This is a genomic window from Bacillus sp. FSL H8-0492, from assembly GCF_038006145.1.
GTDB classification, from domain to species: Bacteria; Bacillota; Bacilli; order Bacillales; family Bacillaceae_G; genus Bacillus_A; species Bacillus_A mycoides.
Genome location: NZ_JBBOUP010000002.1, coordinates 64,525 through 85,630, shown reverse-complemented (window position 1 = coordinate 85,630; position 21,106 = coordinate 64,525). Strand labels below are relative to the sequence as shown.

At 36.4% G+C, this 21,106-nt stretch carries 24 protein-coding genes; 18 read left to right on the top strand and 6 right to left on the bottom strand.

Annotation, left to right across the window (positions count from 1 at the left end):
* The first annotated feature begins 224 nt into the window (after nucleotides 1-224).
* Nucleotides 225-695, top strand: coding sequence for an endonuclease domain-containing protein (locus MHH66_RS27745; protein ID WP_078185317.1), 471 nt, complete (start codon nucleotides 225-227; stop codon nucleotides 693-695).
* Between the two features lie 92 nt (nucleotides 696-787).
* On the opposite strand, the gene MHH66_RS27740 is transcribed toward MHH66_RS27745, so the two are convergent.
* The 5 genes from MHH66_RS27740 to MHH66_RS27720 all read right to left on the bottom strand — a co-directional run bounded on the left by MHH66_RS27740 (nucleotide 788) and on the right by MHH66_RS27720 (nucleotide 6,237).
* On the bottom strand, nucleotides 788-1,330 hold the full coding sequence (locus MHH66_RS27740; protein WP_078185318.1) for a MerR family transcriptional regulator: 543 nt from the start codon (nucleotides 1,328-1,330) through the stop codon (nucleotides 788-790).
* Between the two features lie 108 nt (nucleotides 1,331-1,438).
* Nucleotides 1,439-1,858, bottom strand: coding sequence for a hypothetical protein (locus MHH66_RS27735; protein WP_078185319.1), 420 nt, complete (start codon nucleotides 1,856-1,858; stop codon nucleotides 1,439-1,441).
* 24 nt (nucleotides 1,859-1,882) lie between these two features.
* Nucleotides 1,883-3,049, bottom strand: coding sequence for a ParM/StbA family protein (locus MHH66_RS27730; protein ID WP_078185320.1), 1,167 nt, complete (start codon nucleotides 3,047-3,049; stop codon nucleotides 1,883-1,885).
* Nucleotides 3,050-3,298: 249 nt separating this feature from the next.
* Nucleotides 3,299-4,243, bottom strand: a complete 945-nt coding sequence (locus MHH66_RS27725) for a tyrosine-type recombinase/integrase (RefSeq protein ID WP_078185321.1) — start codon at nucleotides 4,241-4,243, stop codon at nucleotides 3,299-3,301.
* A 980-nt stretch (nucleotides 4,244-5,223) separates the two neighbouring features.
* Nucleotides 5,224-6,237, bottom strand: coding sequence for a Replicase RepFR55 (locus MHH66_RS27720; protein WP_078185322.1), 1,014 nt, complete (start codon nucleotides 6,235-6,237; stop codon nucleotides 5,224-5,226).
* A gap of 392 nt (nucleotides 6,238-6,629) precedes the next feature.
* Between MHH66_RS27720 and MHH66_RS27715 the strand changes: the two genes are divergently transcribed.
* Both MHH66_RS27715 and MHH66_RS27710 read left to right on the top strand, forming a co-directional pair.
* On the top strand, nucleotides 6,630-7,793 hold the full coding sequence (locus tag MHH66_RS27715) for an AimR family lysis-lysogeny pheromone receptor (RefSeq protein ID WP_078185323.1): 1,164 nt from the start codon (nucleotides 6,630-6,632) through the stop codon (nucleotides 7,791-7,793).
* 3 nt (nucleotides 7,794-7,796) lie between these two features.
* Complete coding sequence (locus MHH66_RS27710; RefSeq protein WP_157812410.1) at nucleotides 7,797-7,955, top strand: hypothetical protein; 159 nt, start codon at nucleotides 7,797-7,799, stop codon at nucleotides 7,953-7,955.
* A 238-nt stretch (nucleotides 7,956-8,193) separates the two neighbouring features.
* Here MHH66_RS27710 and MHH66_RS27705 read toward each other — a convergent pair whose 3' ends face one another.
* On the bottom strand, nucleotides 8,194-8,604 hold the full coding sequence (locus MHH66_RS27705) for a helix-turn-helix domain-containing protein (RefSeq protein WP_078185324.1): 411 nt from the start codon (nucleotides 8,602-8,604) through the stop codon (nucleotides 8,194-8,196).
* Nucleotides 8,605-8,717: 113 nt separating this feature from the next.
* Here MHH66_RS27705 and MHH66_RS27700 point away from each other — a divergent pair, with 113 nt between their 5' ends.
* From MHH66_RS27700 to MHH66_RS27630, 15 genes are all read left to right on the top strand, one after another.
* Entirely contained in the window at nucleotides 8,718-8,945 is a 228-nt protein-coding gene (locus tag MHH66_RS27700; RefSeq protein WP_078185325.1) for a helix-turn-helix domain-containing protein, read from the top strand.
* 231 nt (nucleotides 8,946-9,176) lie between these two features.
* Nucleotides 9,177-11,153 carry a thioester domain-containing protein gene (locus MHH66_RS27695; RefSeq protein ID WP_078185326.1) on the top strand — a complete coding sequence of 659 codons (1,977 nt, stop codon included), beginning with the start codon at nucleotides 9,177-9,179 and terminating at the stop codon, nucleotides 11,151-11,153.
* Nucleotides 11,154-11,189: 36 nt separating this feature from the next.
* Nucleotides 11,190-11,375, top strand: coding sequence for a hypothetical protein (locus tag MHH66_RS27690; protein WP_078185327.1), 186 nt, complete (start codon nucleotides 11,190-11,192; stop codon nucleotides 11,373-11,375).
* 94 nt (nucleotides 11,376-11,469) lie between these two features.
* Nucleotides 11,470-11,694, top strand: a complete 225-nt coding sequence (locus MHH66_RS27685; RefSeq protein WP_078185328.1) for a hypothetical protein — start codon at nucleotides 11,470-11,472, stop codon at nucleotides 11,692-11,694.
* A gap of 72 nt (nucleotides 11,695-11,766) precedes the next feature.
* Nucleotides 11,767-11,994: a hypothetical protein gene (locus MHH66_RS27680; RefSeq protein WP_078185329.1), complete on the top strand. Its 228-nt coding sequence runs from the start codon at nucleotides 11,767-11,769 to the stop codon at nucleotides 11,992-11,994.
* Between the two features lie 25 nt (nucleotides 11,995-12,019).
* Nucleotides 12,020-14,674, top strand: a complete 2,655-nt coding sequence (locus tag MHH66_RS27675; protein ID WP_078185330.1) for an ATP-binding protein — start codon at nucleotides 12,020-12,022, stop codon at nucleotides 14,672-14,674.
* Between the two features lie 14 nt (nucleotides 14,675-14,688).
* Nucleotides 14,689-15,549, top strand: a complete 861-nt coding sequence (locus MHH66_RS27670; protein ID WP_078185331.1) for a replication-relaxation family protein — start codon at nucleotides 14,689-14,691, stop codon at nucleotides 15,547-15,549.
* 4 nt (nucleotides 15,550-15,553) lie between these two features.
* The gene (locus tag MHH66_RS27665) at nucleotides 15,554-15,760 is read left to right on the top strand and encodes a hypothetical protein (protein ID WP_078185381.1); all 207 of its coding nucleotides are present in this window, start codon (nucleotides 15,554-15,556) and stop codon (nucleotides 15,758-15,760) included.
* Between the two features lie 2 nt (nucleotides 15,761-15,762).
* Nucleotides 15,763-15,993, top strand: a complete 231-nt coding sequence (locus tag MHH66_RS27660) for a hypothetical protein (protein WP_258034814.1) — start codon at nucleotides 15,763-15,765, stop codon at nucleotides 15,991-15,993.
* A gap of 21 nt (nucleotides 15,994-16,014) precedes the next feature.
* Nucleotides 16,015-16,248 (top strand): hypothetical protein, encoded by a 234-nt coding sequence (locus MHH66_RS27655; RefSeq protein WP_078185333.1) that lies wholly within the window; start codon nucleotides 16,015-16,017, stop codon nucleotides 16,246-16,248.
* A 68-nt stretch (nucleotides 16,249-16,316) separates the two neighbouring features.
* The gene (locus MHH66_RS27650; RefSeq protein WP_078185334.1) at nucleotides 16,317-16,691 is read left to right on the top strand and encodes a hypothetical protein; all 375 of its coding nucleotides are present in this window, start codon (nucleotides 16,317-16,319) and stop codon (nucleotides 16,689-16,691) included.
* A gap of 46 nt (nucleotides 16,692-16,737) precedes the next feature.
* Nucleotides 16,738-17,709, top strand: coding sequence for a conjugal transfer protein (locus MHH66_RS27645; RefSeq protein ID WP_078185335.1), 972 nt, complete (start codon nucleotides 16,738-16,740; stop codon nucleotides 17,707-17,709).
* Between the two features lie 15 nt (nucleotides 17,710-17,724).
* Nucleotides 17,725-17,979, top strand: a complete 255-nt coding sequence (locus tag MHH66_RS27640) for a TcpD family membrane protein (protein ID WP_407060708.1) — start codon at nucleotides 17,725-17,727, stop codon at nucleotides 17,977-17,979.
* An 18-nt stretch (nucleotides 17,980-17,997) separates the two neighbouring features.
* The gene (locus tag MHH66_RS27635; protein ID WP_078185337.1) at nucleotides 17,998-18,546 is read left to right on the top strand and encodes a TcpE family conjugal transfer membrane protein; all 549 of its coding nucleotides are present in this window, start codon (nucleotides 17,998-18,000) and stop codon (nucleotides 18,544-18,546) included.
* Nucleotides 18,506-21,088: an ATP-binding protein gene (locus MHH66_RS27630; protein ID WP_078185338.1), complete on the top strand. Its 2,583-nt coding sequence runs from the start codon at nucleotides 18,506-18,508 to the stop codon at nucleotides 21,086-21,088. Before MHH66_RS27635 ends, MHH66_RS27630 begins: the two co-directional genes overlap by 41 nt.
* Nucleotides 21,089-21,106: the final 18 nt, after the last annotated feature.

Here is a 21,106-nt window from a genome sequence, read left to right as displayed (position 1 = left end):
GAAATATGAAAAAATGAGATTTATAGATTATTCACACGAACGATTTATTGATATTTTCGCTTGGAATGAGGTATACATACAATGCAAAGATTTGACTTACGCATCATACAACAAATCTTTGCAAGGCGGTTTCTAAAAATGTTTCGACACATATAAAAGTGAATAATGGTCATGATACTTGTCATTAGACTTCTTTTAAATACATGTTTTTGGAGTGAGTAATAATGATAGGATTACTTGTTGTTTTAGGATGTGCTTTGATATTTTTCTTTTTATCTCAAATTACAACTTCTTCATCTAGATATAATCCGGATAACGATCCACAACGATCCAAATGTTCTAACAAATTAGAAAAACGAGTATATGATGCATTGTGTTATAAAGGATATCATCCAATTGTACAGTACAAAGTAACAAAGACGCGTTACAAGTTAGATTTTGCATTCTTCTCTGCAACTGGTGCGAAAATAGATGTAGAAATCGATGGACCATTTCATCGAACACCAGAAGGAATACAACGGGATAGAAAACGTGATAAATATATGAAAGCAAATGGATGGAAGGTATTTCGGATTACAGATATTACCTTGAAAGATAATTTTGAAAAACAAATATTATTATTAGAGGCCGAGTTAAATGATGTAGGAATATATCCATCTAAAGATCCAACATTTGTATTATCTGAGCAAGAATAAGACAAATCGGTGTGCATATTTGAATACTAAACAATAGGGTTCGTCCTTTATCCTTCCAGACGAACTAAAGGAAAAGTGACGAACCCAAAAATTTATTTGAATAGCTTTGCAAAAAATCCTTGTTTTTCTTGAGGTGCATTAAGTTGTTGTTTATTTTTTTTAAGTTCTGTATGCAACTGTTCGATTTTTTGTGATTGTTCTTCTAACAACTGTCTTTGTTCCAATATTTCAGATGATATAGTCCCCAAAATCTTCTTCAACTCGTTATTTTCTTGTGTAAGGGTCTGAAAAGCCTCCATTATGTGTTCATAACGCGTTATATTATGCGTATTTTCGTCTGTAGCGGGGGGCGTAATGGGTGTTAAATTTTTGTTTGAATGCATTGATACAATAGTATTTGCGGCATCATCTAGCGTCATAGACTTATTTTTACTTAGCTCTTGAATTTTTTTTAGAATCATAACGTCTTTGTCAAAAAATCCGCGTTGGTCATGATCGTTACGGTGGAAGTTATAACCGCGTTCTTCTAATAAGCGGGCATATTTCCTTATTGTGCCTTCTTTAACTCCTAATAGTTCAGCAACTTCGCGGGTCCAATAAACATTTTGTATATCCGTTACGGCGTCGTGTGACACGTCACATACACCTCCTTTACGGATAATATTATACACTTTTTAATAGAATCCTTGTGAATTTAATAAAAAAGGTTGCTCCTATATAAGGGCAACCTTTTTGTAGGGATTCTAAAAGTCTGGATCTTCTAAATCGTCATCATCTAGTGAACCTGTGACAGTAGTGTTGATTATTAATTGTCCCATTCGCCCTACATCTTTTAATAGATCATTTTCAAGGGACGGCGTTGTATTTTCTTGATTTGGCATAAGAACAGTTGATACTGGAGCCACTTGGAGTAATGAAATTTTACGTGTAAGTTGTTCCATTGCTTTCATCATGTGTTCTTGGTTTCGTGCAACTTCCATAAGTTCATCTTTTGCATTGAAAGGTTCTTGTTTTGTTAAGTCCTGTTCAACTAATTGAATAATATAAGATGCAAGTCTTTTAGAACGAGCTTTTTTTTCTAGATGATTATACACCTTTTCACTCATGTGATCTGTTCGAAGACCAAAGACCGTTTGTTTCTCTATTTTTTTGGTACGTCCCATGTGGCTCCTCCTTTCTGTTTATGCTTATTTATCAGCTTTTTGTAGCATTTCACCACGGCTTTTTACTTCAAGCCCGTATAAATTTAACTTGCGGGAGTCTGGCAAGAAAATATGGTTTGCTTGTGCAATTTCAGCTCCATACATTTCTTCAATTACTTCATGAATACTCGTTTCTAAAATGGGTGCAACGCCACCAAAATAGATGTATTTATAAACTTTGTCAGCTGGAGCTGGCATGACATCTTGAATTTTTAGAATGAGAATCTTCGCAAATTCTTTTAAAGAAGACTGAATTTTATCTGTAAGATCCACGCGTTTTCCAGTGTTTCCGTCAACTAATTCCATTTTAGGTTTTTGGAAGTTATTCACGATAAATGTTTCAAAAGAACGTAAGTCAGAGAAATATTCAAGGAATTTTTCTTTTCTTAGTTTTTCGATGTGAGACAGATAAGCTAATTTATCTATTGGTTGCATGGAATCACGGTTTTTCGGTGGTTTTAAACCAGCTGGGGATAAAACAAGGTCAATTGTTCCACCGCCAATATCAACTAATACTGTATCGTTATTATCGAACTGTCTTGCTTCCTCACGGTCTTCTAATTCAAAGTTTTTCTTGATACCTAAACGTGCAATTTCGCCCTCAATTCGGCAAGCAGCCTTTTCTACACCGATTTTTAGTGTTCGTTCCATTCCAGGAGTATGAATCGTAACTTGATGTTCTCTAGCGAATCGTTCAGCCATTGCATTTTGGGCTTCGCTAAACTTCGCTGTACGTTTTAGCAACCAAATAGGGAGCATTGTTTGGAAATATTCTATTTCAACTGTATCATCGTCCGATGCACGTTGTTCATTAATAGCATGATAAAAAGAAACGGCAGATAAAAACATAACGTAGGGGATGTGACTTGTGATTTTATCGTGGAGTTTATTCACATGATTATTTGCTAGCGCGTGTTTTGCGGCTTCATCGCCTACTAGAAAGTAGCGTTCTTTTTCTTCGCCAGGAATCGTTGTTGAGATTAATAAGCGAGAAAGTAAATCTTTTGGATTGTTAATTGTTGCAACAAAATGAGAATCGGTTTCTTCTTTGCTGATTTCCACAACGTTTGTAGGAATTTCGATGTAATACCCATCGATTAAATTCATATCAAGAGAGTTTCCAGAATCCTTATTCATCATTGAAATTTTCATTATCGAATCACTCCTTTAGTTATCTTTGTTAACAATATACCATGATTCAACTTTGATTGGAAGTATTTTATTTTGAAAAGTTAACATTTATTTAAAAGTAAAAACCTTTATAAAATAAGACATTCATCTCATTTTAAAACACGAAAAATATATAATGTTAACATAGAAAATTAAGTTAACATCTTATCGAATTCATAAAATATACAATACAAAAAGTCCTAATATAGTGGATACCAGGACTTTTCAAAGCTATATTCTGTTTTCTTTGCTTTGTAACTCACTCCAAAATTGAATGTATCGATGCAACGCCTCAATACTCTTTAAACCTAGAAACACTTGTATTTCAAGAGGTTTCATACCATTTTGCAGGGCATTTAATATAAACCGATTCCGCAACATGGTAGGTGTAACTTTAATTTCAGCACGTTTGACTTCTTTCTGTAGCATTCGTTGAACAGCGATTTTTTTTAAGGCAGCCGGTTGATCTTTGTCATAATCCCAACGGAACGTTTGCGGAGCGAAATCGAACGCAACAAAGAACGGGTCTCCGGTTTGTTGACGTGGCCGTATGAGCTTTGGAATCTGATTGTAGTAGGATAGGGCAAGTTTTACGTCCTTTTTTGACAAGGTAATAGAGCGCTTATAAGCATGCAAACCACCTGGTGTGATGGTATTTGTCCCAAAATTAATATCATGCATAGAAAGCGTAATAATGTCTTGAATTGATAGACCATAATTAAGCATGAAATGAACTAATAAAAGGTTACGTTCGAGAATGAATTTTCGGCCAGACGCCTGGTATTCTGTCAATCCGTTATAGCTTCGCATGACTCGTAATAACTTTTCTATTTCTTCATCGGATGCAAAGTGTTTAGAGGTAAGCCCTGGCGGCGCAACATTGCTTTTTAAACTGTCTGCGGTACCGTGAAACTGTAAAAAGTTAATCAGAATTCCTTGTACACGCTTCACATTAGATATTGAAGCTCCACGTTCCTTTTTAAGCGATTGTAAGTAATATTCTAATACATTTCCATCAAATGAGCGAAAAACGTCTTCTGGGGGCAAAATATGTCGTTTCTGAATCCAGGAGACAAAAAGCGAGAGATCATAACGATATTGTTTGATGGTTGAAGGCTTTCGGCCGCGTTTTAACAAATCAGCAAGGAACAAATCAAGGGCGGAATCCCATGTCATGTCCATACACTCCTTTGTCCTAAAAATTGTGTACCGCAATTATATCGGGAAACCACCAAAACAAACAATAGGGGATTCTAGGGCTTGCGGTTTTCTTTGAATAAACTTTTAGTTGAAACGATCAGCTGAAGCAAACCCGAAATAGATCTCCGTACCGTGCCAAGAGGAAGAGCCCTGTGCCGTGTTAGACAACGAAAGGGGAGTGAGCCGAGTTCGATGTATGAAGTGAACGATGCCCGCCGCGCCGATTATGTAGTTTTTAAAACTTTTCCCTTGCCCTGCTATCTGATTCATTCGAATCGAGATACCAGAACAAGGAAAGCTTCAAGATTTCATCTGGTTTAGCGAGGACATGGAGAATCCCGAAACTTCCCTATATATCAACGTTTTTTGACAACCGCAAATGATGAATCAGGTGATGAACGAAAACATCACAGTTTCATTCCTAATTCATCAGTAATTCATATGGTTGTTTTATGTATATAACTCTCCTATTTGTTTGAATACAGTTGGAATATGGATTTTAGTATGTTTTTAGTTTAGATGAATAATTTGCACATATTGTACGAGTATTCTTCGTTTTTTGGGGATATAAGATCTTTTGAGGTATTTGGAAGTATTTTTAAAACTGAAATTCAAATTAGAAATATAGGATACTCTTATTATTAAATCTTGTTTTAAAAAAAATAAAAACATTAAATACATTAGGATTTATTTTAGGGCTTGTATCCTTACTCTCACAAGGGCTTAGAGATTTCTTCTTATTCAATTCCTTATTTAATTGCTGATGAAAGTTCCCTGGCATTCTATGATAAATCTCACGTGTTTTTTTGCTGAAAACGGCGCTAAGACCTTGAAGTTAAATAGTAAGATTAGTAGATTTTAAAAATAACAATTATGATTGCATGACAAAAAGCCTTGTCACTGTCATTTTTTTGAACAAGGCTACAGTTATTTTATTTTGTTGTGAGAAATAAAAGTTAAGAGTTAGGATCTAGCATTTCTTTGAACTTTTTAAAGTCAATGTCCACTCTAGACTCTCTATCTTTTTTATACTTCTCCATGCGTATTTTCCTATACGCATGGAGTTTATTTGTGTACACCTCTATGAAATGCGCAGGAGTACTTACATCTGATTGAGTATGCTCAAAATGGCGTACACACTCCTCGAAAGTCTTTCTTACCTCCCGATCTACGTCTGGTGGCATACGCAATGCAATTGTATAAGCATCTTTTTCAGTAATATTTGTATCTTTACTTAACATGTAGAGATACAGCTTCTTCTGATTTTCACTCATAAAATCATTCATTTCTTGTAATCTTGCCGCCAGTATCTCTTGTAAGCTAGTTTCCAATGTTTTATCTTCGTCAGAATTCGTTTCTTGTTCCTCATTTTCTTTTTCTTCAGGTTCTACTTCAACAGGTGTAAATAAATCGAATCCATGACATGTAGAAATTGGGGTATCTTCGCTATTATTTGAATCTTTCTTTTGCTTTTTATTTATTTTCTTTGACAAAAACTCTGTAAATGTAGCAAAAACATTGATTGTTAATGCCCATTTTTGCTTAAAATACTCAATAATTTTCAAGTAATTATTATGTAGGCTTAAAATGTAGATAGACGGCGCAATTTTATTGTGACGTCTGGTTTTAATTTGATGGCATACTTCCAGGTCTTCTAGCCAATTCAGAATAAAGTTGATTAGTGGTACAGAAATACCCGATTTTTGGCTAATTTGCTCTTGTCTAACTTGGGAAAATCCCTCCTGAACAAGGTAGGAAAGCACGGTTTCAAGCGCTTCATATCGGCGTGGCGTTTTCTCGAAGTATTCTTTTGTAGTTTTGCCTTCATATTTAAATAGGATGCTATCAATATCTTTGATTACGCTTTTGACTGCTTGATTGATAGCTCCCTCTTTACACTTAGGAATACGATATAATTGCGGACTTAATTCTCGTTTTGCTGTACTTAATAAAAAGTTAGTTAATAACACAAAAAGACCTCCTATTTTTCCCAAAACACGCACTTGCAGAAAAACATTAGGAAAATAGAGGTTCTTATTCACACGACATTCACTTTGTGTTATAATTTATGTATAAAAGCGAATATTATTGTGTAATATAAAAATTCTCTACTTCCCAGGGACTTTTTAATTGGTGTCTAGCCGGCAAGCATTGAACCAATTAGAAAGTGGTGCGGTAGGGTTTTTTTTTATGCTTTTTTAGAATCTCTTAAAATAAATAGAGACCTTTTATTTCTCAATTTTTTTCATATCTAACATAGTGTACAATACTTATTGTATAGTTCTTTAAAAATAATATCAATACTTAGTATATAAAATGATTATACAAAAGTATAACTTGAGATTAAAAAGAGGGTGATGGTATGGGAATACTTCATCAAACGTTTGATATGCAGCTGAAAAATGAGGGGAAATCTTGGACAGCATTTAGCAAAGAGTGTGGCGTATCCGCATCCTCTGCTTGTGAATGGGGGACCGAAGGGAAAGAGATTTCGGCTTTTTCATTTTCAAAAATGGCATATAAAATGTTTCCAGATGATGTTGAAGCTTTTGAAGATGTTTGTAAATATTTAATGTCAACGTATACTAAAGAATATTTGTTAAATGTAAAAAAGCTATTTATTGTTGCATACCAAAATGGATATACTGAAATTTTAGATTATATAGTTAATTTATGCACAAATCACGATAACCGAATGATGAGAAATTACTCAAAAATATTCAGTTTATTCTGTGAAAGGATGTATAAAACTAAGCCAATTGATGAAATCTATTTAGAAATTGATTATTTAAGAAAACCAGCTTTATCACAAGAGGCTGAATTCACAGTGTTATGTGATGTGTTAAGATTATTAATACTGGGTGATAATGGGAATTTCAAAGTGTTTGAATATCATATGAATAGAGCTCTGAACACTTTAAATTTATTGAAGCAAAAAGAATCAATTAGTTTATATAATTTTTGGATAACGGATCTTTACAGTTATTCTAGGCTAAGGCGGGGGAAAATTGAGGAATTTAAACAACTTAATGATTCCCTAAATAATTACGAATATTTAGAGTTTTTCCCGGTTATGCGAGCATCTTTGATATCGAGAAAAGGCGAAAGTTTGATATTTGATTCATATGAAAGAGCACTTGAAAATATGGAAAAGGCACTAAGGATTTGTATAGAGCGAAAATGTCATTTTAAGAAAAATGTTATTTTGAATAATATTAATTTTTTGAAGTTGTATTGGAATCGTAATATTGATACTATAGATTATAGAAAACTTCATATAGCTGAAAAAAGTTTTTATTGGTATCGAAAAGGGGATAAAACAAAGGCACTTGCTATAATAACTAGATTAGAAAAAGAAGGTCCTTTGACTCCAATACAGTTGTGCTATAAAGGCATGATAATAAATGATATTGAGATTATAAAATCGGCTATTGATGAGTTTAAATCGAATAATGAATTTTATTTTGTTCAGTTTGCGATTGAAATGTTAAATCTGTGTGAAAAGAAGATGAAGATTGGGGGGTAGTAAATGAAAAAAATACAGGGAACTTACAAGTATATTATTGTTTTTTTATTGCTTCTTCAGTTCTTTTGTGTGAGTGAACCTACTTCGACTACCCAAATTGCAGAAGGAACAAAAAATCTGACTAATTCCATGATGAAATCCGATCCCGGTGGCTCTGGATGAATAAAATAAACGAAGAAAAGACATCAATCATTGATGTCTTTTCTTCGTTTATAAGGTATTCTGTATTACCTAAAATTAGAAAATGACGAATGGAATAGTACAAGTACATATCAACGGAGGTTTTTTTATGGCTAATATTAAAGAGATTATCGAAAGAATTATAACTGATAATAATTTAGACTTAGAGTTTTGTAGCCACCTGTTTGATCAATGTGAACAATATATAGAAATCGATGAATTATGAAGGAGCGGACTCATTATCTTTATTTTTTTGATCTATATCTAATTTTAGTAAATCGGCGTACCGAAGAATTTCTTTTTCAATTTCAGCTTTATATTGATCCGGTACGCTTTTATATTTTTCATAAAGTGTAGTAGTTAAGCGTTTAATAGGATCTTCACAATCCCCGTTTGATTTATGGTACATATCTAAGATTTTATCGTTATTTATTGTCTTTTCTACCAAATCTGATACACTTACCCCAAAAAAGTTTGCAATTGGAACCAATTTATCGCTATTAGGTATTCTACTTCCGCTTTCCCAAGTTGTTAAAGTTACATATGGAATATCCAATTCATTAGCTAAGTCTTTTCTACTCATAGCCCTCATTCCTCTGAGTTTCTTTAAGTTTTGTCCAAAATTATTCATTTAAGTTCTCCTCTCTAGTGTATAAAATAATTATAAAAAAGTATAATTTTTTTATATTTTTTGTTGACTGTCAGCTTTAAGCGTTCTATAATGAAAATAAGGAGGTGAAACAAATGTATAACAACAATCGATCTACGGTTTTTAGAAAAATTCGTGAAGAGCATGCAATTTCAATTGGTGAAATTGCAAAAGATCTAAATATTAAAAAAGGAGTCTTGCAAGAAATCGAATGTACAAAAAAAAGTACGAATGCTGAACGTGCTAAAATAATTGCGAACTATTTTAATTTGCCAGTAGAGGAATTATTTATTCCAACATACTACCGGGCAAGAATTATATGAGTATGCCTTTTAAAACATCTTCTACATTTTGTAAAAGAAATAACTTTATAAGTAGAACAGTACCTATTCTACATTACATTTGTAAAGATATGTGACGGGGATAGTTAATTAATTTTGAAAAAGTACTAAATAATAAAGTTTTTTTCTCAAAAAAATACAGAATATTCAGTCTAATTAACTGGATACTAAAGTGTTCTTTGAAAACTTGATACTACTAAAGGAGCTGTAAAAATGATTTTGAAACGATCCTATCAAGCATTACTACTCGTCATGAGTGTATTCTTACTGCTCATGAGCTTCTTCATACCGCTTAATAAAGCAAGTGCGGAAGTCATCAATCATGAAAAGTACAACATGGATTGGGCATACTCTCCACAGTATGGGAAAGACGTGCGGACAGAACTACTCAAGAATGCAAGTGGTCAAATAGCTTATTGCCTGGTATACGGCCTGAAATCGCCTAATGGTCAAGACCTTCCTGAGAGCGGACGAACAAATGATATTGTGTACCGTGTCTTGTTAAATGGATACCCACAAAAGAGTCCAGAAGAATTAGGGGTTTCCACTTGGGAACAGGCGCATTATTCAACACAGCTGGCCCTATGGAATTCATTGGGGCAAATCAATACGGCAGAATTACAATTTAAAGATGCAGCTGTTGAAAAAGCAACGAAAGCAATCATTCATGCAGCGGATCAGAGTCAAGACACACAAGATGTATACATGAATGTAGTTCCAACAGATAAGAAAGAAGCACAGTTAAACGGCGAATATTTTGAAACTACAACATATACAGTACAAACAAACGCGAAAAAAGGTACTTTCAAGGTACAAATGAACAATGCACCACAAGGTACACGTGTTGTTACAGAACAAGGTGAAGCCAAAGAAATGTTCCTGATAGGAGAAAAATTCCGTATTCAAGTACCGAAATCCTCTAAGAGTAACGAACTATCCTTAAAAGTTGTTTCAAATCTAACGAATTACAATGCGATTGCATATAAGGGAACTGAAACCATCCAGGATGCAACGGTTTTGTTAGAACGTAGTACAGAGCAAGTAAGTACAGACTTACAAGTGTACTGGAAAGCAAATGGTTCACTCAAAGTAATGAAAGTGGATGAGAACAAAAAGCCACTTCCAGGTGCAGTGTTTACAGTCTTAAATAGCGGTCAAGAAGTTATGGGAACGATTACAGCTAATGAGAACGGTGTAGCCGAACTTGGTAACTTAGAGTTAGGTACGTACACGGTTAAAGAAGTAAAAGCACCTACAGGGTATGTTTTAGATGCAAATCCTAAAACATTTGAAGTAAAAACAGGCGAAGTTGCTGTTGTTGAAATGAAGAATGAACGAATCAAAGGAAATGTACAGCTTTTGAAAGTAGATCAAGATGGTAAGAAGAAATTGGAAGGCGCAGTATTTATCCTTGCGGATGCAAAAGGGAATGCAATACATGAGTACACAACGGATAAAGATGGCCTAATCAAAGTTGATAATTTGAAGTATGGGGAGTATCAATTTATCGAAAAATCTTCTCCAGTGGGCTACATCTTAGTTAAAGAACCAATTCCTTTCAGCATTAAGGAAAATGGAAAGAAAATCGAATTAATCGCAAAAAATACAAAAGCAAAAGGAACGATTGAAATCACAAAAGTAGATGTAGCGGATGGGAATAACAAATTGCCAGGTGCAGAGTTTACAATTTACGATGAGCAAGGCGCTTTAGTAGTCAAAGGCAAAACAAACGAGCAAGGTATTGCAAAATTTGAGAAGCTCCCAGTAGGAAAGTACACATATAAAGAAACGCTCGCACCGGAAGGATTCTTAATCAATGAAGAGACATTCTCTTTCGAAATTAAAGTGGATGGCGAGATTATCAAACACACAGTACAAGATAAGAAAAAAGAAGTTCCACCAATACCAGAAAAACCGCAACCAGAGAAGCCAGAACATCCTCAACCAGAGCAACCACAAACACCACAGGTTATCGAAAAACCTGTACCAACAGAGAAACCACACAAAATTGTTAAACAACCAGAGCAACCAAAAGAACAACCGAAGAAAGTCGAAGAAAAACTTCCAACAACAGGCGGTAAGGCAGAAAATCCATATTGGAAATGGATTGGGGCTACACTTGTAGTACTTGGCGGTATCGCAGCTGTCTATGTATACAGAATGCGTAAAAAAACAAAACAAGAAATGTAAGTAACACTCTCAACTGATAAGGGAGGGCGGGATATAATGTGCGTGTTTGATGTACATTATCAGATTGATGGGATCAAATACAAAAAATCGTATTTGCTAGCATTACCTGAAGATGGGTTTCAGTTGCGAAACAATATACAACATGTTCTATTTCAAGATCACCAACAAGCAGTTACAATCCTTTCTACAGATTTAGAAGATCTATTTTTAGAAGAAGAGTAAAGAGAGAAAGAATGGAAACGTAAAAAGGCATAAAAATATAGAATACTTCTATTTAACGATATAAAAAGATAAATAAATAAAAGGAGGATTTCTCATGAAACCAATTAAGCACATGCGAAGCAAACGTGGTTTTTATATCGGTAGATTGAGTCAACAAATGGCAAATCAAGCGAATCATTCACAAAATTCATCTGAATTGGCTGGAATTACAGGAAGAGGGATGGCATTTTCAAGTTTTTTAATGACATTAGCTGGTCATCAAAAAGGGATGAAACTGATTGATCCAAAATCCAATTTCCATAAACATTTTCACAAGTGATAACAAGTTTAGTTTAGGAAGGATGTTCTTTCATAAGAGCATCCTCCATCAAAAAAAGGAGGAACAGAAACCATGTATACCAATCGGCATGAATGCTGGGAATTATTTTGGAAAGAACAACTCACGGTAGAAGATGAGTTGGATGTAGAACAAATGAAACAAGAACTCTTTGAATATAAAACATTGCTAGATCAGATGAATCAACTCCAACATGCATCCGCACAACCTCACATTTTAGTCCAATTAGCGATAGAACAACGCATACAAAAACACCAACAAAAAGTAGTAGCGCTTGCTTAGTCCATGTAAGAAATGAGGTGAAAAAGTGGCACGTAGTAAGTTTGATAAAGAACTTGAAACCATGCTTGAAAAGAACTGGAAACCGCTTCTTGTTTTAGGGGGTGTGGGCTTTGTCTGGTACTCCAAAGAAAAAATATTGGCGGAACTCATGAAACGTGTACCAGTAGCAATTGATGTAACTGTTAGTATATGCCGCCTGATCTTGTTAGGAATCTTAATCTATACAATGATCCGTATCGTCCTACATTACTTGTATGTATATTTTGAGAAAAAGCGATATCAATATGTGATGTTTATCCCGCATATCGATGATGACGTGACAGCGGAGAAGTTAGGTCAAATGATTCGACATGTGCATAAAACAGGGCGAAAACCATTAGAACGTCTATGGAAAGGGCGTGAATGGTATCGAATGATTATGTTTCGCCCAGAAGGTCCAAAAGAACGTGTACGCTTTTATATTGGTGGTTCAAAAGATGAACTAAAGCGTGTTGTGCAAGCGATGAAGAGTGTATATGAGCATGCTGAAGTCTACGGAGTTTCTCGTAAGGAAGTGCCTTTTCCATCTAAAAAAGCAGTAGGTGGACGAATGGTGCTCAAACGAAAACGAGCAGCTACGTTATCACTCGCTCGTTACAAGAAAGATCTGTTACCGATGCTGGGAAACGCAATGGAAGAAAAAACATGGGTAGACATCGCCTTTTCACCAGACAATGGATATCACCTTACAAAAGGGATTCGTAAAGCGGAAAAAGCACTCAAAAAGAAAAAGAAACATGAATTAGACACATTCGAAAAAGAGGAAATCAGAGCATTGAATAAACGTTTCTCAAATAACGAAGTGGCATTTCAGGTATCTGTTTCCTTTGCAAGTGAACATTATCCTGGTGTACCAGTCATTAAAAATATTGGTCATATGGTAGCAAGTATCATGGCCGATGTAAATGAGTTACGGTACAGACGCCTCAAGCGTTGTATGCCCACCGTACCAAATCCGATATATGGAAAGATGGTATGGACCAGCTCAGAACTTTTGAATGTGTTTCATCTTCCAGATGTGACAGGAGATAAAGAAAAGAAAGCAGAACAACGCATTCTTTATTTAGATAAAGGAGAGGCAATGCTACCAAACGATATGTTGGCGGAAGGAATCGCAATTGGTCACGTTATGCACCCCTATATCAAAGATCGATTAGTAAGAATTAAAGAGAAGTATTTAAGTAACCACGGCTATATCACAGGAAAAGTAGGGAAAGGGAAAAGTTCTTTAGTTATGGCTTTAATGCAGAGTCGTATTGATCGGTGGATTGAAAATCCAGATAAAGAAGGTGGATTCTCATTATTTGATCCAGCACAAGATTTAGCACTTGTTACGATGAATCGTTTGTTAAAAGCAGAGCTTGACGGAAAAACAGTAGATTGGAGCAAAGTTCATTTTATACGCTTTCGCGATACCAACTATCCTCCAGCACTTAATTTACTCCATAGATTTCCAGATGAAGCAGGAGATGAGGTGCAGGCAGTCGTTGAATCTATTATGGAAATTATTAAAACTGTGATTCCAGGGCAAGCGCCGCAAACCGAAAGGTTGCTAGAAAACATAATAGGAACATTGTTATCCGATACCTCACGCATACACACGATTTTGAGTGTCCCACTGTTTATTACAGATGAAGCATTTCGCAGACATGTTTTGAATCATGTAAAAGGGCCACAGAAACAGTACTACATGAACTACTGGGAATTTGAGGTGGAGAACGCATTAGAAGACAGTAAACAGGCGATATTGAACCGTTTAGATATGTTTCGGAATACATCTTACCTCAAGAGAATGTTTGGTCAAACAGACTGTTTTTTAGATATTCGAAAATGGATGGATCAAGGTCATATCGTTATTTTTGATGTTCTAGGAATGGGCAAGAAAGATTTAGCTGTGACAGGTGCATATATTGCCAATCAATATCATCGTATTGCACAGAAACGGCCAATTGGTTCTAAACTACATCTTATGCTTATCGACGAAGCACACGATTTTAAAATACCGATTCTTAGCAAAGTTGTAGCAAAAGACCGTAAGCATGGATTAGGACTTTGGATCTTAACGCAACGAGTAGAGGGGCAATTAGACCCGGATTTAAACGAAGCATTACGAGAAGCGGGTGGTAATTTCTTTGTATGTGGTCAAGGGATGAGATCAGCAAGAATTTTGGAAGGTGTTATGCAAAATAAGTTCAGAGCGGATTATTTGCAAGGTCTACCCAACTTAGTAGCGGCGATTCAAACACAAGAGAAGCTGGAAGGAGATACAGAAGAACGAAACGTTTGGTGTACCGTTCGAATCCCTCCACTAAATCGGTATTTACCTAACGGTAATGTAGCTGATTATCTAAAAAAAGAAGAAACACAAGCCGCAAATGATTGGACCAAATCAAAAATTACAGAATTGGAACAGCATAGTGGCAAATCGGCAGAGGAAATTGATAAAGAAATTGATGAGTTTTTATATACAAAAGCTAAATATCTTACGCCAAAAAATGAAACTACAAAAGCACCAGATCGACAAGAGAAACAGGCACCTGTCAACCTAGAAAAGGAATCAAAAGTGAAACTTGTAGTGGTGGGTTCAAATGAAGAACGTCCAGCACGTAAGAAAAGAAAAAGTATGTTCGACGACTGGTAAAAGGGGTAATTGTTATGAAGGTAGTGGCTTTATTAGAAGAAGACGAACAAGTTTTAGTAAATATATATACGCACCTTTTTGTCGATGTGGAGTACGTCACGATGCGTCATTACGATGGATATAACAAACGCTCTGTATATAATCGTCTCCGTAAGTTAGAGTTGGCGAGTTACATTAAAAGTGAATACTTGCCAGTACCAACTATAAGAGGACAAAAGCGATCAAATGTTAGACCTAAGAAGGTGTATACATTAACCAAAAAAGGAGTAGATACCGTACGTGACTTGCGAGGAGATGTGAGGTGGAAAGCCAAATGGTCTGTACGTGCACCGCATTTTGTCTATCACAGTATCATGTTGGCTCATGTAGAGTGTGCGATGACCCATGCGTCTAAGAAGCAAGATTCGAGGATATTAAGAGAGTGGATTAGTGAGGTGCTTGGCACATTTAAATATACGAACAGTAGAAAAAAATCAAAAAAGGAGGGGGCTGGCATTATTCGACCTGATGCAGTAGCGATCATTGGGAATAAAAGAAACGTTTCGGCAAATGGCATTCTCTTCTTAGAAATGGAGCGCTCTTTTAGTACAAAAGAGGTGCTCATAGAGAAAATAACTCGTTATAACGAATTTATGAGACAACAAAAGATGGATGAATACGTAAAACACGCAGGGATTTCTTACCCTGTCGGGCAGTGTTCCCTTACTTTTATCGCTGGAAGTAAAAACAGAGAAAATGAGTTAATGCGCTATTTAAAAGGTGTTGAAAGTCCAGAAATTCCAGTGTTTATTACATTATACGAAGACATACTACAAAATCCATTTGGCGAGATCTTCCGCGATATTGAAGAAATGGATGAAAAAGTGGGGTTATAAGATCGTGTTTAAATTTATTATTTCGTTTGTTGCAAGCATCATCACATTAGTTGTTTTCTCAGATTGGATTTTTGCAAGAGTACCAGGATCACGTGCGGCCTGGGAAGCAATCCAAAGTAAAGTAATGGAAACTTACTATACCCAAGGATGGGAAGGGGTACTGATTTTGGGAGTCGTTGCAGTTGGTGTATATAAAATGGTGGATCGATAGAGGTGAAAATTAAGATGGATATGCATCCAATTACGCTTGTAAAGTGTTTAGGACTAGGGATATGTTTATATTCGCTTTTAGGGGTACTTATTTGTGCCAAGCGAAAACAGTGGGAAGGCTGCATGAAATTCTTAGGGTATGGCATGGTGGGTGTGGCTTTTGTCTTGAGTGAAGGAATTGTAGAGGTTGCAAAATATATTGGTGGTCCCATCGCATTTGGTGGTGGATCTTAACGAATAAAGGGGTGAGGGATTGTGCCGATTATTGGTTTGAATCCGGATTACATGCAAGGAAATTATCTAGTGGAGAGCATTGTAATAAGTATTTTACTACTCGTTGCAATTGTCCGTTTGGTTCAGCTGAAAAAATGGGGGATGTGTACGTTAAGTTTTGGTGTATGGCTATTCCTACTCATTGTAATGTTTTTTGGGAAAGAACTAGCGAATATAGGACCAATGATAGGTGGTCCTACCAACCCAGGGTTTTAACAGCTAAGAAAAAGTTTATAGGATTTGGTCATGTTCCAAAAAATCGTAAAAAGAAAGGATGGAACGACATGTTTACCTATAAGGAAACATACGAACGAGGGAATTTGGAAGAGGCAGATTGCCGGTTTATAGATCAGATTTGCAGTCAGCTCGATTGCGGGGAAAGTTATGATATTTGTTTATCTATGACAGATACGTATCTACAGAAAATTTTGGTGATGGGAAATGGAAAGATACTTGAAATAGAGATTGGTCTACATCTAGACGAATTGGAATGGAAATGTGATTGTAAAGAACTCACAAAAGAAAAAGCAATTTCAGAAGTGGAATATGAATTAAGTTGTTACAACAATTTTCAACAAGCAAGAATGGAGAAAGGTTCGGGGTTTAAAAAAGAGGTGGAGAGCTTTCTTGAACTGTTAAAAGAAAGGGAGAGTGCATGATGGAAAGCGTTCTGGAAGTGCATTGTGAGGAAGGGAGGAACTATTTATGTGGAAGAAGATAAGAAATTGGTTTCGAAAAACAAAAAATGGAAAAGAAGGGGAACCACGTAAAGCATTACGTGTTCCCTCTTATAGAGGTAGATTGATAGGGAAATGGCTTTTTTGGGGGATATTAGCTTGGATGTTTTTCGTTTCTTGCACTACAGTCTTCAAAACGATGAAGGCAGACGCAAAAGTAACGCCGCAAACAGAAACAAAACAAGTGGTGCCTGAGCAAAACCTTGCGACACGCCCAGAAGCGATTGAATTTACACGTTTATTTACAAAAGAGTACTTTACCTGGAAGAGGGGAGAGGAAGATCTTAGAAAGCGTGCAGAGCGTTTAAAAATATATCTATCCAAAGATGTAGACTCACAAGCTGGTGTAGAAACGAATGCTTTACAATGGGATTCAGATTTTCTTTCTGCAACACTTTTAAAAGTGGATGACAAGAAGCAAAAAGAAGCGAACGTGATCTTTAAAGTGAAATATAAATTACACCGCATAAAACCGGATAACAGTGGGGAAGAGGTCAAAGAAGTGATGCAACAAGTTTCCATCCCAGTTCAAACAGATGGGAAAGCATTTGTCGTAAATGGGTTACCACAGGTTGTGAAAATAAATGAGAAAGCAACGGTAAAAGAAACAGAAGATGAACGAGAAGAAGTGAAAGATGTGAAGGCAAAAACAGAGATTCGTGAGTTTTTACCAACATTTTTCAAATCGTATACAACCGCAACGCAAAAAGAACTGGCATATGTACTTGAGAATCCAGAAATTAAAGGTTTAGAAGGCAGCATGAAGTTAGATAAGATCATTTCTTCCAAAGTATACCCAGGAAAAACAAAAGGGACATATGAGGTGCAAGCAGAGGTATTGCTAATTGATGTACACTCGGAAACAAAAATGAAGGCTGTTTATACCTTGGTTGTGAAACAAGCTGGAAAGCAATTTGTTGTGACAGACCTACAAAATTAAGGGAACGAGAGGGGAATGTATATGTTGGATATTATGAATTATTTCATGCTAGGAATGGGTTTAGAGGGCGTATTTGAAGAAGCGAAAACGCAAGGAACTTACGCACTATACATTGTGTTTATCGGAATTGGTGTTTACTTAGGGTTTAAGCGCGCTTGGACATTATTCGCATCTTTAGTTGTAGGAGGCGGGGCATTGGTGTTCTTTATTAATAAACCGGACGCATTGAACGCCATCGGAACATTCCTCGGTGGACTTGTCGGTCTGTAAGAAAAAGGAGGGAACTGCATGCAAGAACCAAAACAAAATGGAATTGTATCATATTGCTTCGGAAGCTATATGAGTTTCATGAGAAGACAATATGAGCTCATGGGGAAAAGACTTCCTCGCGCTGTGACGTGGCGCGCAATGGGATATTTTGTAGTGGTAGAAGCGGTGCTAGTAGCGCTCCGCTTCCTCCCCCCTTTTACATGGTGGCTCAGCGATTTCATTGATCAATTTTATCTCGTGTACTACATTGTTCTCCCTATTTTTCTTATCTGGGGTGTGGACCAATACAAAACAGATGACAAATCCCTTTTTTCCTATGTACGATCTTGTACGACATTTACATTTCGAAATCATCGAAGAAGTCGTTTAGCTTCTATCCCAAAATTAACCAAACATGTTGTGCGAGGAACAACGTTCATACAGTATCAACCGGAAGATGTTCAAAGTACGCAACAAATAGATCAAAAGAACACAGATATACATGCCTATTCAGTAACATTTTTAAATCAAGAGGAGGAATGTAAGAATGTTGAAAAGTATGAAACGCAATCCGTTGAAACACATTGAAAAGAATTTGGCATTTAGTATAGATGGTCGCTGTTCCTCGGTATATGAAGTAAACGGATTTGGATATGATCACAAAGATGAAAGTACAAAAAAAGCGTATTACCGCAATCAACTCGCTTTATTTACCCACCAAGAATACGATGTACAGTTTCTTGTCATTCCACGGACAACAGATTGTGATGAAATCATCGATCAGCATATCGCAACATTGAAAGGACCAACAGCACCAACAGGACATTTCTTTTTTGAACAAGTGAAAAAGTACCTTCGGAACTCATCGCTCGCAAAAGAAAGCATGGAGTACCGCTTTTACGTACTGGTTCAGATGAACCAAGCAAAAAAGGAACGGAAAATTATCAATCCTGTCGTAGAATCTATGAAATTCTTCAAAAAAACATGGGAGGGCTTCACACAAACAGCGCACAACGTTTCAGGATTAGGGGCGACAGATATTTTAGAAGAGGAAATCGAATCGTATTTAGAAACAGAAGAACTTGTTTATCATCAAGTACGTAGCGCTTTTCAAAATACAAAACGTGCCAATCCAACCTCTATTCGTTTTCTCTTCCAACATAACTTTACACGCGGTATGACAGAACCGGTCCACGGTAAACAATGGAAAGTGGGCTCCACATTTGAAATGGAAAATGAACAAGGAGAAACAGTACGGGTGAGGCGACCAGACTTACAGAAGATGATTCAGTTAACAGATTGTGTCATTGATGAAAGTCCAGGACGTTCTCTGGTGCTGGAACAACAGAATGAACAGGGAGAAATAGAAACAGCGCATATAGCCTTTCTAGCTATGAAAAGTATGCCAGAAGCATCTGTTTTCCCAGGGGGAGAGTGGATTTATAGACTGCAATCTCAAGCTTTGAAATTCCCTGTTGAAATGAGTATTCGTGCACATCACTTAGAAAATCAAATGGTCACAAAAAAATTAACAAATAGTGAAATGGAATTAGAAGATCAGCAAAAACAAGCGATGATGGGACGCGGCTCAAAAGATATGACGATTGAGAGAAAAAGGCAAGGCGTTCGTATTGTCAAAGATCGTTTTGAGACTTCGGGTGCTCCAGGATATGAATTAAGCGTCTTGTTTTGTGTGTACGCTCCTGATGCGAAGACATTGCAAACGAGAATCGAAGCACTTAAAACGGAATATAGAAAAATGAAAATAGAACTGGTAAATTCATTTGGAGATCAACTCGCTTACTTTTATGAATTTCTACCAGGTTCCAAACGATACAACAAAGATTTTAAATTGTTTGTAGAACCAGGCATACTCGCACAAGGGATGTTTGGTGCTACAACACAAATCGGGGACAATCAAGGTTTCTACTTTGCAAAAACCAAAAAATTAAATCGCCCTGTCTTTATTCGGCCAGACTTGGCAGCCAAAGCACTTGAATACATCATTACAGAGTTTGAGAGTCTATCCGTCATGTTTGCAGGGCAAACCGGGAAAGGAAAGTCGTTCCTCATGAACTTGTTAGCCTTCTGGATTGTCCTTAGCGGTGGAAGAGCATTTATCGTAGATCCGAAGGGGGACAGGGGCAAATGGAGCAAGTTGTTACCAGGATTTAATAAGCCAGAGATGGGATTTTTAGAAATCTGGACACTTGGAAAGGAAAAAGAAGATGCCGGCTGTTTGGATCCATTTCGAATCAGCGCAACAACAGAAGATGCGAAGAGCTTGGCACTTGAAGTCTTAACATCTTTATCAGAAGTCGGTTTAAATGATACAAGGTACGATTACTTATATAAAGCAATTGAAATTGTTGCAAAGGAAAAAGACGCATGTTTAACGTTAGTTCGTGTAGAGCTGGAAAAAATGAAATTACATGAAAATTTATTACCAACTGAGCGAGAACAATTAAATGCATTAACAAATCGATTGGCAACGTTAGAAAGTATCCAGCTTGGGGATTTATTATTTGGGAAACCTGGTCAGAATTACCGTGTCATCAGCTTAGAAAGACCGTTACAGGTGGTGCAGATTCAGCACTTACAGATTCCAAAAGGAGACCCGCATACAAATGAAAGTGTAACAGATAAGTTGTCACGTAGCATTTTAGTCACGCTTGGTGCATTCGCAAAATCGATGATGCATTCAGACCGTGAGGTATTTAAGATTTACATGTTAGATGAAGCATCCAGTATGTTAAAAAATCGTGAGGGTGGCCGTATCTCCGATAAAATCATTCGAGAAGGGCGTTATCATAACATGGGGTTGTATTCGGGAACACAAAACGCATCGGATTATAATTCGGAAAATAGAGAGATTGCGAACGTTGGAATGAAGTTCTGTTTTTCTCTGAAGCATGATGATGAGGCAAAGGAAATGCTGAAATATTATAACCTACCTATCACTGAAGAAAATGTGCGAATGCTTAGAGAGCTTAGAAGGGGCGAAGCATTGTTCCAGGACATTTACGGTAGAACAGCGATTGTAGATATTGATCCCGTATTCGAAGAATTGGCACATGCATTTGATTCCTCTACCAAAACCGATGAAGAACGCTCCATGCAAATGGCGTAAAGCGTAGTACAATACAGA